This window comes from Gracilimonas amylolytica (assembly GCF_002911695.1).
GTDB classification, from domain to species: domain Bacteria; phylum Bacteroidota; class Rhodothermia; order Balneolales; family Balneolaceae; genus Gracilimonas; species Gracilimonas amylolytica.
Genome location: NZ_PQBS01000040.1, coordinates 51842 through 66653 on the forward strand (window position 1 = coordinate 51842; position 14812 = coordinate 66653).

The window sequence follows — 14812 nt, forward strand, 5'->3', positions numbered from 1 at the left end:
CGCTTATTTTGCAGATGATATAATTTGTCAGCAAATATAATGTACCAACATCAATGTTCAAACTAATATAAGAAATGAAGTTTTTCTCAAACCCGGATCAGCCAACACAGTTTACGCATCGCGTAGTATGAGGCATGTATTCAAGCCTCCCAAAAGGGATCTCATTTCCGCACCTGGTGCAAATACCAAAATTTTCTTTTTCTGAGTTTTCAAGGGCCCTTTTGAGTTTCTTTAACTCTTGTTCTTTCTCCCTCAATGCAGATTCATTGATGGATCTGTTATTAATGGCATCCATCCTTGATACTCTGCCTATGGAAGCATCCAAAGGAATGGGTTTAACAAGCTCTTTGAGCTCTTTGATCTCTCCTTTTGTTTCTTGAATTCGGGAAACAATGATCTCTTTCAGTTTTTTCTTTTCTTCAGCTTTCATAGGTAAAAGGTAAAAATGGTCTGGCCTACTGCCAAATCTTTACAAAAGGCTTCAAATTGACCTAACTACCCGTTTTACTGAAAACCCGTTCAATATTCTTTTCAAGTATCTTAGCCTGTGCAGATGTTTTGAGAGGATTCCAGTTATCGCTAAAGGAGTCCTTAAAGAATAATTCTTTCAGATAAGCTGCTGTTCGGATAAAACGCATATAATAGCCGGTATAAAAAACCATGCCCGGTAAATATGCCAGATATTTCAGTTTTCGTTTCCAATCTCTTGAAAGGATCAATACCACTACGTATTGCAGAAATTTTGAGGTACTGTACAGCATGATACCTGCCACCAACACATAGAGGATCTCCTGATTAAAGTTTACGATGATATCGATCATGTAGATGTACCAGAAGAAATTGAGGATGAAATTGAAAAAGATATTCTCAGCTACCGTTAAAAAATTTCTTAGGTCGAAGGTCTCAAATGGCATAAAAAGATTGTTGTGCTTTCTGAGCCTGAAACGTACCAACGACCGGCTCCAGCGCATGCGTTGCTTAGCCAATGAAATGAATGACTCCGGTACCGTGGTAAAAATAGTAGCTTTAGGCTCAAAGTGAACCCTGTAGCCCAGTTTTCTGATCTTGATCGTGATGTCGCCATCCAGACCGGGACCAATATCCCAGCCATGCACCTTATCAAGGGCTTCTTTACGGAATGCCCCGAATGCGCCGGAAACGATCCTTAAAATTCCCAGAGATGAGGTCACCATACGCCCTACCATGATGAATATATTGTACTCGATCTGCTGAAAGGTAGTACTCAAATTCACGTCCGGATTTCGCACTTCCAGATTACCTCCAACTGCTCCGATCTTCGAATCCATATAAAATGGGATCATGATCTCTTCGATCGCATCATACCGCAAACTGCTGTCAGCATCCAGGTGAACTATGAACTCTCCCGTGGCATAACGAAGTGCTGTGTTTGCAGCTGACGCTTTACCTCCCCGTACCGTATTCGATATGAACTTATCAATGCGCCCCTGTTTTTCAAGATGACGGCCGATCACTGTCGAATGATCATCAGATCCATCATCCACAATTATGATCTCAAAATTACGGTAGGTCTGCTCTTCAAGGGATTCCACCAGTCGCTCAAAATTCTCTCCTTCATTCTTACCCGGCACGATCACCGAGATAAAAGGCTTGGCGGAAAGAAAATCTTCCCGGGCTTCCTGATAATCTTTTTCAGCAAACTTTCCCTTGATCCAATAAACCAACAGCATAGAGTAATCCATCACAATAAAGCGGGGAAATTCAAACAGAATAAAGAACCAGAAGACCCTGAAAAATCCGCTGACTCCCTCCATACTCCAATATGTGACAAAATCTACCATGCGGGTTATTCTACATTGTTAAATGAAGACATTAACTGCTTCAGGTGAAACTGGGGTTCTTTTTGTTCTTCGATCAGCATCAGGGCTTCCTCAAAGGTCACTTCAAAGTCATCAAAGTTGTCCCTGATCAATTCTGCCAACCGATCTTTATACTTTGTCAGCAATGCCTGTGATTCTTCCACACCTTTTTCTGTAAAAAGAAACAGAGTTGTGATCCGGTCTTTAAAGATCACCGCATCTGAAGAATGAAGTTCACGGTTCAGCATTTCAAATAATTCTATGATCAGATCCTTTTGTCCTTTTTCACCGATTCCCTGATACAGATCAGTCAAATTCGAGAATTGCAGTGCCGCAACAGTGCTGTCGAAATTAGCCACCTTCTTACGTCCGATCTCATTTTTAAGCAACCTGATAAAATATTCGTCATTGATGATGTCATTGAGCTCATCAAAACCCTTCAGGTTTATGTTATACTTACCGGTTGCGGCATCCCGGCCCAACTTGGTCAGTTTATACTTTTTGACTTTACGCTTCACCAGCCGTTCCACCCTTGTATCCGCACCACAATCGTGGCATTTGGCTTTAATGTGCGGATCCTGAAATTCGTGATCGCACTGCTGACAACTGTACATGACCGATGGTTTATCGTAATCTACCCCGATGTGCTTCAAAATGCGTTTACACTTTGGGCACTCCATGATATCCGAAGATTCTGATTTCACAAAATCTGATACCGGTCCCACATAGGCGCACGGAAAATGATGCACCAGGTCTTCGATATGCAGATGGGAGGACTGACATTTGGGGCATGCTTCCCTGAAATGCAGTAACCCGTTATAACAGCTGTTGCATGAATAGATGTAATCGACAAATTCACCCGTTAACAGCCCTTCCTTTTCAGCAGAATCCAGAATATCCAGAGCTATGAACTCATTCTCATAATCCAGATTGATCGTCAAAAGGGGATAGGTATATCCCAGTTTGGAAGTTCGGCTTGGCACCGGTACAAGATCCTTATTTCGGCTATGGGCAAGCTGCAGTGCCTTACGCAATAACACATTCTCAGTCGAAGAAGACTGGCCTTCACTTTTTAATCGCTCAATGGCTCTTGACACTGATTTTCTGAACCGAATGGCTGAAAATGGCTTAAGCAGGTAATCCGTGATCCCGTACTCAAATGCCTGAAGAGCATAATCCTCATCCCCGGTCATGAGAATGATCTGCATGTCTTCCTTAATTTCAATTTCATCCAGGAATTCAAAGCCGCTCATGTCAGGCATGTGTATATCGAGGAACAGAATGTCGATATCATAACGATTATACATTTCAATGGCTTCTGCACCGTTACTCGCCATACCCACCGGATTCAGGCGGCGATCCGCTTTCTGCACCATGTGAAATGCTACTGTTTGAAAAGCGGCATCGTCCTCAACGATCAAACAATTAATTTTCTTCATATAAAACCTGCCTGAAACTACTTCGCTTAAATTCTTTTTCGGATGATATCGGTGGTCTCAGCAATGCCACTCAAATTGTTGAGCCTTTCAAGGGTTCCATCCACCATTTCTGATAGATCTTTAGAGTAATCCCCATAACTTTTGTATAAAAAGAGAGGCATCAGATATACCTGTTCCTCATCATGAGAACGGATGGTCTTGATCATTTCAAAAGTGAAGGTTTGCCGGGTGTACTCGATAATGAGACCCGAATAATCCTTGATCAACTCAGCCCTCACCGGTTCCTGATCACTGATCTTAAGAAACTTAAAATCACCGACCTCAAACACTCTTTTGTCTTCAAGTCCTTCGTTATCTTCGTCTATAAAAAAATCGTCGATTGCCATTAGAAAATTGTTTTCTTTACGGTTACACCCATTTTATTGTATGATTTCCACCGATCCAGTTCCAAAGGATCTTCCGGTTTTAATTCGGCTACGATCTGTACACTGAATTCGAGCTCGCTCTGGCTTCCGGTGGGCCGGTCAATAAGCGCTTCTGCTGCATATATGTCAGTAACCACGCCTTTGCTTTTATCCCCATTATCGAAAGTGACGTTCATCTCATCCCCGATACTCAAATACTTCCCACTGTTTTGCTGGAATATGGCTTTTATCCTCAACTGTGACTGTTCGGATAAAATAGATAGAACCCGCTCTGATTTGAGCCCGATCTCTGACGGACTTTTATACACCATGGTCACAATTCCGGGTACCGGAGCCGTATAAATATGCTGCATGCTTGCAGCATCCCTGGGAATCCCTGAACCGTCATTTCCGTAAGGATTAGCGATCATAGCCTGAAGGTTATTCCTTCTGCCTTCCAAAAGATCGATTTGCTCGTTGATCAATGACAGATCACCCCTTTCGTTCATGATCTTGTCTTCAACCGATTTCATTTCCGATACGGTTGATACACCCAGCCTGACCTCTTTCTTGATCTGAGTTAGCCGGTCATCAAAATATTGCAGTTGCTCAGTGGCCCGTTCAGCTTCAATATTCTTGATACGTAATTCACTGAGAACATCTTCCAGTTCATTGCTCGCATCATTCAGTCTCTTTTTCAGGGTTTCGAGACTATCCATGGATTGTTGCCACTCAATAAAGGTGAACCGAAACAGCGTGTCCGATTTTTCAACTGTATCACCGGGTTCCACATAAAATTCCTGAAAGCGGATATCGCTGGGAGAAACCACCTGAAGTTCATTCGTCACAACCCGTCCATCACCTACCACAAAGAAATTTCTGTTGATCAGGTAGTAGCTGATAAATATGATTGCCACCGAAAGAAGAGTAAGGTATATGATCCGGTCCCAGTTTGTTTTCTGAGGCGTATCTTTTTCCCGGTTCCCCCTAATGGTTGCCTTATTAGTATTGAATTGTCCGCTTTGCATACTGCCTGATTGTTGGTCTATTTATTTTTCAATTGTTGCCATCCGCCAAAATCCTGAATGAAGAACTCAACGCCACCATATCCATCATTTATGGATTGCATGAGAGATTTCATCTCTGTCATTGACTGAAAATCACTCGTTCTTAAAGCAACAGCCGTGCCCAAAGGGGCTTCCATGATCAGAGAGCCAAACCGCTGACTGTATCCCTCAAATTGACTCTGTCCGTAGGTCATCAACACCAGCTGATCGGACCGGCGGTCAAGTTCACTGAAAATTGATTCGTAATGTTCTGTGATGGAAAGGGTCAGGGTCAGTCCTTTATCATTTGTCCAGCTCCGTACCTGATCTACCATATTCATGTAGGCTTCCAGATATTCTTCGTTATTTTCTTCCCATCCATCCAGCGTGTGGGGTTCCACATCCAGATGCACACCGGCCGCGCCTATAGAATCGGCCACCTCAATATGTTCTTGCAGCTTCTCGAACCGATCTTCAAAGATCAGGTTTGGATCCCCGATCATTAACTCAACCCTTAGATCTTTGGAAGCTGTTTCGATCAGTGTTTGTACATCATTAAGTTCTTCTTTTTCTGCTCCCGCAGATATAAATACGGTATTGATCCCTTCATTCTTCAGATCGTTTATGAGAGACTCTGTGGAGTAATTGGTCAAACTTTCAGACCAGACATACAGTCCATACTCCGGAGTGTTTTGGATCACAGGTTCCTGCACCTCAAAAGGAGTGAGGTACGTAGAAAGCGAATGATCCGGTATCAGGGCCTGCATTTCAAAAAGCCTTAAGTAGAGATCTTCCTTGACATCAAGAATCTGAAGGGACAGCTGATACAGGTTTGATACAGCCGTCAGGAGTTCACTTGGGCTGTACATGTCTGAGCCTATGGAACGCCTTACATTTTGCACCCTGATCTTATCCTGATGAAGTAACACATTTTGAGATAGGGTTATGTAATTCTGCAGAGCCTCCTGATAGGCCTGATATCTTTCGAATAACCGATCGCTAATCTCATTTTTTTCTGACTGCAGGTTCAGTTTCCGGATCTTTTGCTCTTGATCGTGCACATTTTTCTTGCCTTTCAGACTTAATGGAATGGGTAAGGATAGGTTTAAGCCTACTGAAAAGAACTCCCGGCTCCCGTTGTTTTGAAAGGTCGATTGTGGATTTGTGCCGGCGTATAAATTGTATCTCAGGTAGGTCGATAGAGATAATTCATTATAAAATTTATAATCCACACTTTGCTGTAAGGACGTCAGCTCATCATAAAAAATCAGGCCTTCTGATCGTAATCTTTCGAGATCAATATTAAAAACGGGGTAGTCAGAAACAGAAAGTCCTGTTGTATCAAATTCACCAAGAAACCTGCTGACCTTTTCATTATGATCAATGGCTGATTCTGTTCTCACCATTCTTGAGGTAACTTCCAACACCCGGTCGAGAGTGATATAATTTTGTTCATACAATCGGGTGAGCGCATACTTCTGTTCTTCCAGGATTTTCAGGTAATCTCTGAGCAGCTCCAATCTGTACTTATTAAAACCAGATCTGAACCTATCAATTTTACTTTCAAGGGCCTCCTGATGAGAAATAGCTTGGGCTTTCTTCTCCATGATCCTGATCTCGCTGCTCAATTGGTCGCCGGTTGACTTATTCTCAAAAAGTCCATCTTTCAGCACATTCCATTGAACACCTACCTGTGCCCGCCGCTGATAGAAAATGCCCTCCTGGCCAAACACTCCCTGATCCAGGTTTTGCAGTAATCCTGAAGTCAATTCAACGCCAAGGTCAGAATGTAGAACCTCTTGCCTGTACTTAAGCAAGTCGATCTCTGCCTGTGTCAGATCTGAGTAAACAAGCGATGAGTCGAAAAAAACGGAGGAAACATTCTTAGAGTTGAAAGGACCGGTTTCCGGCAGGTTATTTAGAAAAACCATGGCGACAGAATCCAACCTTGCTGAAAGACGGTCTAGATCATGCCCATCCTGCGCATAAGCTGTGTTTCCCGCAAACCCCAGGCACAAAACATAAATACATGCTGTAAACAACAGGTTGCCTACAGCAACTTCATTTGAACTCAATGTTACCCTAACTACTAAATTCCCATTCCCTTTTTTTACAAAGCCTAATCATTTGCAACCCATTTACTAATCAGTTCTTTATGTATGAGAATATATATGCCTAGTACGTCAGGTTTTATTAGATATTTTTTATGTTGCCTTATATCGTACCTTTAATCATGCTAAAGCGCATCGACCAACTGCCACATTTCACTTTTAACGATATCACGTGTGGCATAGATCGCATCAAACATTTCGTTGATGTCGGTGCCGGGCATTACACTTTTGATCAGCTCATTGGTGAAGCCAAACTCAATATGATTCATTTCTTCATAGTGATCGGCTGTTACAAAATTATAGGAATAATTTAACCCTCCGGGCTGAATCAAAGAATAGGTTCTCCAGCTATGCATGGATCCATCTTCAACACGTGCCTCATGAAGCGGACGAGCCATGTCATTTTCAAGTGTGATATACTCAGCTTCTTTCCCCGGTTTTACCATCATGAAATTCATGACCACAAATTCACTGAGGTTTTGATTTTCCCCATTATAGATCCCGGCTACTGTCTTCCATAGCTCAGAAAACTGATGGGTGGCAAGATCATTTGTCCTTTCAATCAATCTTGAATTTGCATTCTCGACCTGCTTGTTAATGGCATCACTGACACGTACCAACGTATTTGGGTCTTTATAAGTAGTTACGATCACATAATTATAAGAACTGTTTTGCCCTCCCGGGTATCCAACCCGGTAAAAATACCAGCCTTTCAGCTTATCGGTGGAATGCTCCTTTTCATAAACCGTTTTCCAATCTTCTTGAACTAATCTCTCGAACTCATCATGATCTTCGGCTTCTACTTTAAGGTAATCGATGTTCAGATAAGCATTCTCTTCAGTCTGACCTACTACAGATGCTGAGATCAGTAATGACAGACACGTTGCAAGGGCGATTTGTATTGCATACTTCATTTGTCCCTCCGGAAATTGATATAGATGTTTATAAATGTAAAAGTAACAGATTCCGGCAAAAATTCAAGTATTTAAGCGTTCTCACCTCATTTATTTTGGGCAAATTCTTAATGCATCTTACTCATTCAGCCCACTCAGACTTCTTCTTCTCTCAGGTGTCCTCTCGAGTTGTTTGTTATAGGCTGCGTTTGCTTCATCATATTTCCCCATTTCCGATAGGACGTCACCCAATAACTCATACGAAGGCTTCACAATTACAGGCGGGCCAAAGTCGATAGGTAAACCGGCTTCAACCTCGGCTGTTTTCGTTAATAACTCGATACCTTCATTTTGATGGCCTTCCTTTACGAGCATAATTGCCTTGATCTGATCCATTTGAATATTTCGCTCCACAGACTCCGGCGTTTCCATCAGTTTATCCAGTGCCTGTTTAGCCTCATCCATCCTATCCAGATGCAGGGCAGCCAGGGCACTCGTAAAGTAATAGTTCACAGCACCTCTCGTACCCGGTGTAAACTCAGCATTAAATGAATCCGCAGCTTTCCAATCCTTTGTATCAGCCACATAATGCCCTCTCATTACGGCAAAATGCCACAACTCACTGCTGCCTGGCTCACCGGAAATGCGCTCGTAGCATTTACTTAACACTTGTTCTGCTGACGCAGCATCTCCTTCCTGTAGGTACCCATACTCAAGCCACCACGGATAATGCCCGCAGACGGTAGTAGCTTCTCCCAACTCTTTCTGCCTGTTTGTTTGAACATCACGAGCCACGATATTCGCATCAATTACGCCATCCCACATTCCCAGTGCCAGAAATATATGTGAGGTCATATGCTGGGCATGAGCCGCAGAGGGTGCGATCCTGGAGTAAGCTTTTGCCATTGGCAATCCAAGTGGGGCATGAACCGGATCATCAAACGAATGGATGAGATAATGTGCTGCACCGGGATGTTCAGGGTTTTCATTCCATACATCCATCAACTCGGCGGCCGCCCTCATATAGATCGCATAATCACGCCCTTCATGCGCCGAACCTAAAATTGCCAAACCATAAAAAGCCGTGATCTCGTGGTCTTCCGGATACCTTTCATGCAGCTGTTCCATAAAATCCAGATACATCAGATCTCTTTCCTCCTTGGGCTTGCCTTCAGATTCCTTTGTGTTTCCATATAATATTTCAAGCGACATCAGAAGGTCCTTTTCTATTTGTGAACCGGCCTTAGCCTGACGCTCAGCCACAGTATTCCCCAACCCATTGAGCACTTCCATAGCCGCCTTCCGGTCCTGCTGAAACCAAAGCGGGTGATTGTGACTTTTTGCCTCGCCGTAATAAGCCATGGCAAAATCAGGGTCGATCTCTCTTGCTCGCTTGAAAGCCCTGGCGGCATCAGCATATTCAAAATTATGCAGGAATTTCATGCCTTCCATGAAATCAGCTTGTGCGGCTGCATCTCCTGAGTTTGGGAAATCGATCTTTCCTAAGGTCCTTTCCTGAGCGAAAAGCCCGGTTGTTAAAACTGTTATTGCAAAGGCAATCAGCACAATTTTATTCAAAAGTCGCATGTCGGTTAGATTGAGTTTTTAAAATTAGCTTCAAACGCATTCGGTAATCGCGTAAAATAAATTAATGCCGCTGTACAGTCGTCACATCCATCAGTTTTCCTTTGATCATGACGTGAGACAGGCTCCGCATATTGGATATATCTTCTGCAGGATTTGATTCCAGAATGATGAGGTTGGCCAGCTTGTCCTTTTCCAGGGTTCCAAAATCATCCTCACGTCTCATGGCCATCGCCCCATTTTTAGTGGCCATCACTATCAGGTCATTTGGATCAATTCCAGCCTCCTGCATCATCTCCATTTCATCATAAATGGATATCCCATGTAGCGTTCCCGGATTTCCGGCATCGGTTCCCACAACAATAGGGATCCCGGCCTCATACAGTCTTTTGAGGTTTTGCAGCATCACATCTGATGTCATATCTGTTTCAGGATCAAATGCCTGCAACCGTTCTTTGAATGCCTCACTCATTCTTGGATGATCCTTGAATTGTGAGGCTGTTGTTATGAGTTCCCGCGTTCTTTGGTCCACACAGCCGTTGGGATCGGTAATAGGGATCGGTTCAATATCTGCCGCACCCCTGAAAGCTACCGTATATCCGGCCCCTACGATCAGCGTTGGGTTATAAATAGTGCCCTCTTCTTTCATCAGGTCTATAAACTCTTCGTCTATTGGCCGATCCTGAACGCTATGAACCAGTAATTTAGCTCCACTTTTTACAACGGCTTTAGCCTGCTCCAGTGTCGTTGCGTGCACGATCATCTGATTATCATGCTTTTCTATTTCATCAGCGGCCGCTCTTACCCGGCTCATATAATCTTCGTCATCTGCTCTGATCATCCAGAATTTTACCCCTGTGCTTCCCAATGCCGACATGTACTGAACCATTTTTACTCCGGTCTCCTCAGAATCTAGTTGAACCAATACTCTATCTGAAGGCAGGTCAAATGGGGCGCCGGGCACCGGTGTCAGTAAAGGTCCGGCTGCCGCCACGTGTGGAGCATTCGGGTTTTCTTCAGCCTGTTCTTGCAGCGCAACTGACCAGCTCATTCCTCCAACATCGTACACCCCGGTGATGCCCGAACAAAGATAGGTATCAAAATATCTCTCCGGATTCCGTTCCTGATAGGCCGCTATTTCAGTAAAGGGGTAAGTTTCATTAAGGTCCATGGCATCAGGTCGGCTGTCAAAAAATCCGGTTTGAAAGAAATGCATATGCGCATCAATTAAACCCGGGGTAATGAATTTCCCGGCAGCATCCACCACTTCGGTTCCCATCGGAACTGAGCAATCGCCCGCTTCTCCAATACAATCGATCGCGTTATCTCGGATCAGTATTTCACTATTCTCGATAGGTTGACCTCCGTTGCCATCAAATACGATGGCTCCCTTTATGACTAAATAGGTGTGTTCTGTGGAGCCGGTTGAGCAACCTACAAAGAGTGTTAAGCTTATAATAAAGGTTAAAAAAGTGCGGATTCTCATAGTTGTCAGGTCAAGTGTTCTTATACCTATGAATAAAGCTATAATGGCGTTCATATCAAACTTTTTGAAAGAATTGCGTCGTGAACACAGGTGCAATTCATACAATCTTCAGACTATTTATTTAGATGATACTGTTCTATGACTATATTTCATCAAACTTTAAAAAATCAATCAGGAGGTAATCCTATGAATAACATTACTAAACGATCGGCTATGCTGACCATGATCCTCTCAGTAGGGCTCATGTTATCAGCTATGGCTCAATCCGGCCTTACTCCGACAGATGTGGCCAAGATCAAGAGTGTTGGTTCCGTTTATCTGTCTCAGGACGGAAACACAGCAGCCTATACCCTTTCGGTACCGGCAGATCCGATGAAGGAAAACAAACCGGCCAGTTCACATCTGTATCTGTTAGATGTGGGATCCGGGGAATCCCATCCCTTTATAACCGGTCGCAGCGTTAGCGGGATCGCTTTCCGGCCAAACTACAACAGCATTACCTACCTGGATCGTCAGGAAGGAGATGATACCCGTTCCATCTATGAGATCTCGCTGAATGGAGGAGAAGCTCAAAAGCTCTATTCTTTTAAAACGAACATTTCCGGGTATGAATGGGCACCGGACGGCAATCATATTATTTTCCGTGCCACCCAACCCAGGGAAACCTCACCGTCTCCTTTACCATACACGCCTGAGATCTACGAAGAAAACCTCAGTGAAACCAAGGCATATATTCAAAACGTAGCTATGCCGGGACATATGCCTCACCACATAGATATTGACGGACATGTCACCGCTGCCACCTGGAGTCCCGACCAAACCAAAATGGCTCTTGCCGTAGCTCCTTCACCCCTTGTGGATGATTTTTATATGGCACAAAAGGTTTATGTAATGGACCACAAAACAAGGGAGATCATCTCTGAAGTGGATCATGAAGGAAAACTCGGTGCGTTTAAATGGAGCCCGAACGGTGACAAGATCGCTATGATAGCCGGAGCCGATATCAACGATCCGATCGACGGCAGGTTAAAAATTATCGATCCTGAAACCGGTTCAACCCAAATTCTGCAGAAAGACCTGAAGGGCAAATTTGAACAGGTAGAGTGGGCTGATAACAACACGCTTCACTACTTAGTGAGTAAAGGTGTTTGGTCTGAATTCGGTACCATAAAAAGTGATGGAAAACAGATGAAAGCTATTCTCCCTACCGGAGGCCCGATCCTTTCTTCCTTTGCAAGTGCAGCAAATGGTACGGTCGTGTTTGATGCTAACACTCCACAACATCCGGATGAAGTTTACCTGATGAAAAAAGGAGAAAGATCACCCACCCGTGTGACGAACAGTAATCCATGGCTCGATGATAAAGAACTGGGTAAGCAGGAAGCTATCTCATACACCACTAAGGACGGCATGGAGATCGAAGGTTTACTGATCTACCCTGTAAATTTTGAGCGTGGAACCCGTTACCCAACCGTGACTGTGGTACACGGCGGACCTGAAGCCCATTACAGCAACGGCTGGCTGACGGCATACTCCATGACCGGACAGATGGGTGCTGCCGATGGTTTTGCCGTATTCTATCCGAACTATCGCGGAAGTACAGGTCGGGGCCTTGAATTTGCCATGAGCAGTCAGGGCGACCTTGCCGGGGCAGAATTTGATGATATCGTGGAAGGCGTTGATTACCTGATCGAACAAGGAATCACAGACAAAGATAAAGTAGGTGTGACCGGTGGGTCTTACGGTGGATATGCCACTGCCTGGATGAGCACCCGTTACAGTGACCGATTTGCGGCCGGTGTGATGTCAGTTGGGATCAGTAACAACCTTTCAAAATGGGGAACTTCTGATATCCCTGAAGAGCTGTTCCACGTGCATGCCCGGAAACGCATCTGGGATGATTATATGGGATACCTGGAGCGCAGCCCTATTTACCATGTAGATAACGCCAAAACACCACTGCTGATCATGCACGGTAAGGAAGATACACGTGTTGACCCGGGACAATCTTATGAGCTGTACCGCCATATCAAGACACGAACAGACACACCGGTTCGACTGGTGCTTTATCCCGGTGAAGGTCACGGAAACCGTAATGCAACTGCTCGATATGATTTCAGCCTTCGCATGATGCGCTGGTTCAATCAGTATTTAAAGGGAACCGAAACCCAACGCCCTGATTCTGAACTGGAAATAGAAGCCGTTTCAATCGATAATTAAGATCGCATCCGGTTCTGAAATTACGAAGCCTGACTTGTGTTATACAGGTCAGGCTTTTTTAATGCGTGTGATCGTACATTCCTGAAATAGGAAAACTACCCACTCAAAGATTTGTGAAGTAGTAAAAGCCCATCACGCCGGCAGCAATAACTTTTAATCCGGTGGCAACCATAAATCCGGCAAATGCTCCTAAAGCAGACCTGAGAGCCCGGTCTGACTTTTGTCCTGCAATAAGTTCTCCGATAAAGGCTCCGAATAAAGGGCCAACCACAAATCCGATCGGCGGAAAAAACAGACCAACAATAAGTCCCAGAATACTGCCAGTAATCCCATAGGGCGTTCCCCCTGATTTTTTTGTAGCCCAGGCCGGAAGTGCATTATCCAGAACAAAACCGAAAATGATCACGATCAGCAACCAAACGATCATGAAGGTGAGTGAAAACGGACTGTGCAGGATCTGCAGGATAAGCAACCCAATGTAACTGAAAGGGAGACCGGGAGCCACGGGTAAAAAAGCACCGATCAGCCCAACGAGAATAAAAATACTGCCTAATATGATCCAGAATAATTCCATGATCCTTACACGTTTGGATGAGTGATTTTGTTACAAGGTAGTTGAATGTACTTTGAATTTCCTGATGGAAAACCAGCCAAACAACGGTCCAGCAAACAGGATCAAAAATGCCCATGGCGTCAACCATTCCACCCAAACTGCCGTCAGGATCTGAATACTGATGATAGTGGTAGTAAAACCAATACTGTTGACCAGCGTCAACCCGGTGGCCACATAAGACCGGTCTGCCGAACCGGCTACCAAAGTTGAGAACTGGGGTGAATCCGAAACCACGCTGACGCCCCAAATCACCATGATCAAGAGAAACACCGGGTATGAAAGATCAAAGATAAAGGGGGATATCAGGCAGCAGAGCCCGGAGATCATCAACGACACAGTAGCCACATATTTACTGCCTCTCTTCTGAGAAAGATACCCGCCGGCAATACAGCTTAAACACCCCACGGCGATGATCAGAAATGACCAGATCGGTACATTCAACTCACTTTCAAACCCTGCCTTATAAAAGGCGAGCATTACCGGCACAAAAGCCCAGAAAGTGTACAACTCCCACATATGTCCAAAATAGCCAAAGGCCGCTGACCGAAAATTCCGGTCTTTAAAAAGCTTGAACATAACAGAGGGTTTGAAGTCACCCTTCTTTCCACTGTACGGGCCATCACTGACCGTAAGTAGCAGTAACAACCCACCTGAGGCACTCAATACCGAAGTACTCACCATCACAAAACGCCAGGGCAGGTCGGCCCCGGCAAACTTCAGAAAATGCGGGAAGGCCGTGCCAAGTACCAGCGCTCCTACCAGGTAACCCAATGCCTTCCCCAATCCTTCCTTGTGCCAGTCGGAGGCGATCTTCATTCCCACCGGGTAAATTCCAGCCAAAAAGAATCCGGTTAAAAAACGGGCTGATAATAGTGTTGCGTACCCGGAGGCAAAGATCACGGAAAGATTGAATAAAGCTCCCAAAACAGAACAGGCAAAGAAAACTTTCACGGGAGAATACCGGTCAGCCATATTCATTGCCGCAAAAATGAGCGTTCCGATAATGAACCCCGCCTGTACCGCCATGGTAACATGCCCAACCGCTGAAAGATCCAGGGATAATTCAAGGATCAGGTCAGGTAATACAGCATTGCCTGCGAACCAAAGGGAGGTCCCCGCAAATTGTGAAAACACAATGACAGGTAAAATAAAACGAGGATTCTTCAGGCTCATCTGAT

The 14812-nt window shown here is 44.5% G+C and carries 12 protein-coding genes; 1 reads left to right on the forward strand and 11 read right to left on the reverse strand.

Annotated elements, in window-relative coordinates; genetic code table 11:
• Positions 1–97 precede the first annotated feature (97 nt).
• From C3B73_RS12490 to C3B73_RS12530, 9 genes are all read right to left on the reverse strand, one after another.
• On the reverse strand, positions 98–430 hold the full coding sequence (locus C3B73_RS12490; protein WP_103665945.1) for a TraR/DksA family transcriptional regulator: 333 nt from the start codon (positions 428–430) through the stop codon (positions 98–100).
• 61 nt (positions 431–491) lie between these two features.
• Positions 492–1820, reverse strand: coding sequence for a glycosyltransferase family 2 protein (locus tag C3B73_RS12495; RefSeq protein WP_103665946.1), 1329 nt, complete (start codon positions 1818–1820; stop codon positions 492–494).
• A 5-nt stretch (positions 1821–1825) separates the two neighbouring features.
• Entirely contained in the window at positions 1826–3277 is a 1452-nt protein-coding gene (locus tag C3B73_RS12500; RefSeq protein ID WP_103665947.1) for a TackOD1 domain-containing metal-binding protein, read from the reverse strand.
• Between the two features lie 26 nt (positions 3278–3303).
• Positions 3304–3663: a hypothetical protein gene (locus C3B73_RS12505; protein ID WP_103665948.1), complete on the reverse strand. Its 360-nt coding sequence runs from the start codon at positions 3661–3663 to the stop codon at positions 3304–3306.
• A complete protein-coding gene (locus C3B73_RS12510; RefSeq protein WP_103665949.1) occupies positions 3663–4709 on the reverse strand; it encodes an HlyD family secretion protein in 1047 nt (348 codons plus the stop codon). The genes C3B73_RS12505 and C3B73_RS12510 overlap by 1 nt, the downstream gene beginning before the upstream one ends.
• 17 nt (positions 4710–4726) lie before the next feature.
• Positions 4727–6802, reverse strand: coding sequence for a TolC family protein (locus C3B73_RS12515; protein WP_103665950.1), 2076 nt, complete (start codon positions 6800–6802; stop codon positions 4727–4729).
• 161 nt (positions 6803–6963) lie between these two features.
• Positions 6964–7752 (reverse strand): hypothetical protein, encoded by a 789-nt coding sequence (locus tag C3B73_RS12520; RefSeq protein ID WP_103665951.1) that lies wholly within the window; start codon positions 7750–7752, stop codon positions 6964–6966.
• A 117-nt stretch (positions 7753–7869) separates the two neighbouring features.
• A complete protein-coding gene (locus tag C3B73_RS12525) occupies positions 7870–9309 on the reverse strand; it encodes a tetratricopeptide repeat protein (RefSeq protein ID WP_232803204.1) in 1440 nt (479 codons plus the stop codon).
• Between the two features lie 70 nt (positions 9310–9379).
• Entirely contained in the window at positions 9380–10801 is a 1422-nt protein-coding gene (locus tag C3B73_RS12530) for an amidohydrolase family protein (RefSeq protein ID WP_157939503.1), read from the reverse strand.
• Positions 10802–10987: 186 nt separating this feature from the next.
• Here C3B73_RS12530 and C3B73_RS12535 point away from each other — a divergent pair, with 186 nt between their 5' ends.
• Entirely contained in the window at positions 10988–13021 is a 2034-nt protein-coding gene (locus tag C3B73_RS12535; RefSeq protein WP_157939504.1) for a S9 family peptidase, read from the forward strand.
• Between the two features lie 103 nt (positions 13022–13124).
• Here C3B73_RS12535 and C3B73_RS12540 read toward each other — a convergent pair whose 3' ends face one another.
• Positions 13125–13595 (reverse strand): DUF456 domain-containing protein, encoded by a 471-nt coding sequence (locus C3B73_RS12540; RefSeq protein ID WP_103665955.1) that lies wholly within the window; start codon positions 13593–13595, stop codon positions 13125–13127.
• A 30-nt stretch (positions 13596–13625) separates the two neighbouring features.
• On the reverse strand, positions 13626–14807 hold the full coding sequence (locus tag C3B73_RS12545; RefSeq protein ID WP_103665956.1) for an MFS transporter: 1182 nt from the start codon (positions 14805–14807) through the stop codon (positions 13626–13628).
• Between the last annotated feature and the right edge of the window lie 5 nt (positions 14808–14812).

Coding starts and splice junctions, on each gene's coding strand:
- C3B73_RS12490 (WP_103665945.1), bottom strand. CDS start 430: ATGAAAGCTGAAGAAAAGAAAAAACTGAAAGAGATCATTGTTTCCCGA.
- C3B73_RS12495 (WP_103665946.1), bottom strand. CDS start 1,820: ATGGTAGATTTTGTCACATATTGGAGTATGGAGGGAGTCAGCGGATTT.
- C3B73_RS12500 (WP_103665947.1), bottom strand. CDS start 3,277: ATGAAGAAAATTAATTGTTTGATCGTTGAGGACGATGCCGCTTTTCAA.
- C3B73_RS12505 (WP_103665948.1), bottom strand. CDS start 3,663: ATGGCAATCGACGATTTTTTTATAGACGAAGATAACGAAGGACTTGAA.
- C3B73_RS12510 (WP_103665949.1), bottom strand. CDS start 4,709: ATGCAAAGCGGACAATTCAATACTAATAAGGCAACCATTAGGGGGAAC.
- C3B73_RS12520 (WP_103665951.1), bottom strand. CDS start 7,752: ATGAAGTATGCAATACAAATCGCCCTTGCAACGTGTCTGTCATTACTG.
- C3B73_RS12530 (WP_157939503.1), bottom strand. CDS start 10,801: ATGAGAATCCGCACTTTTTTAACCTTTATTATAAGCTTAACACTCTTT.
- C3B73_RS12535 (WP_157939504.1), top strand. CDS start 10,988: ATGAATAACATTACTAAACGATCGGCTATGCTGACCATGATCCTCTCA.
- C3B73_RS12540 (WP_103665955.1), bottom strand. CDS start 13,595: ATGGAATTATTCTGGATCATATTAGGCAGTATTTTTATTCTCGTTGGG.
- C3B73_RS12545 (WP_103665956.1), bottom strand. CDS start 14,807: ATGAGCCTGAAGAATCCTCGTTTTATTTTACCTGTCATTGTGTTTTCA.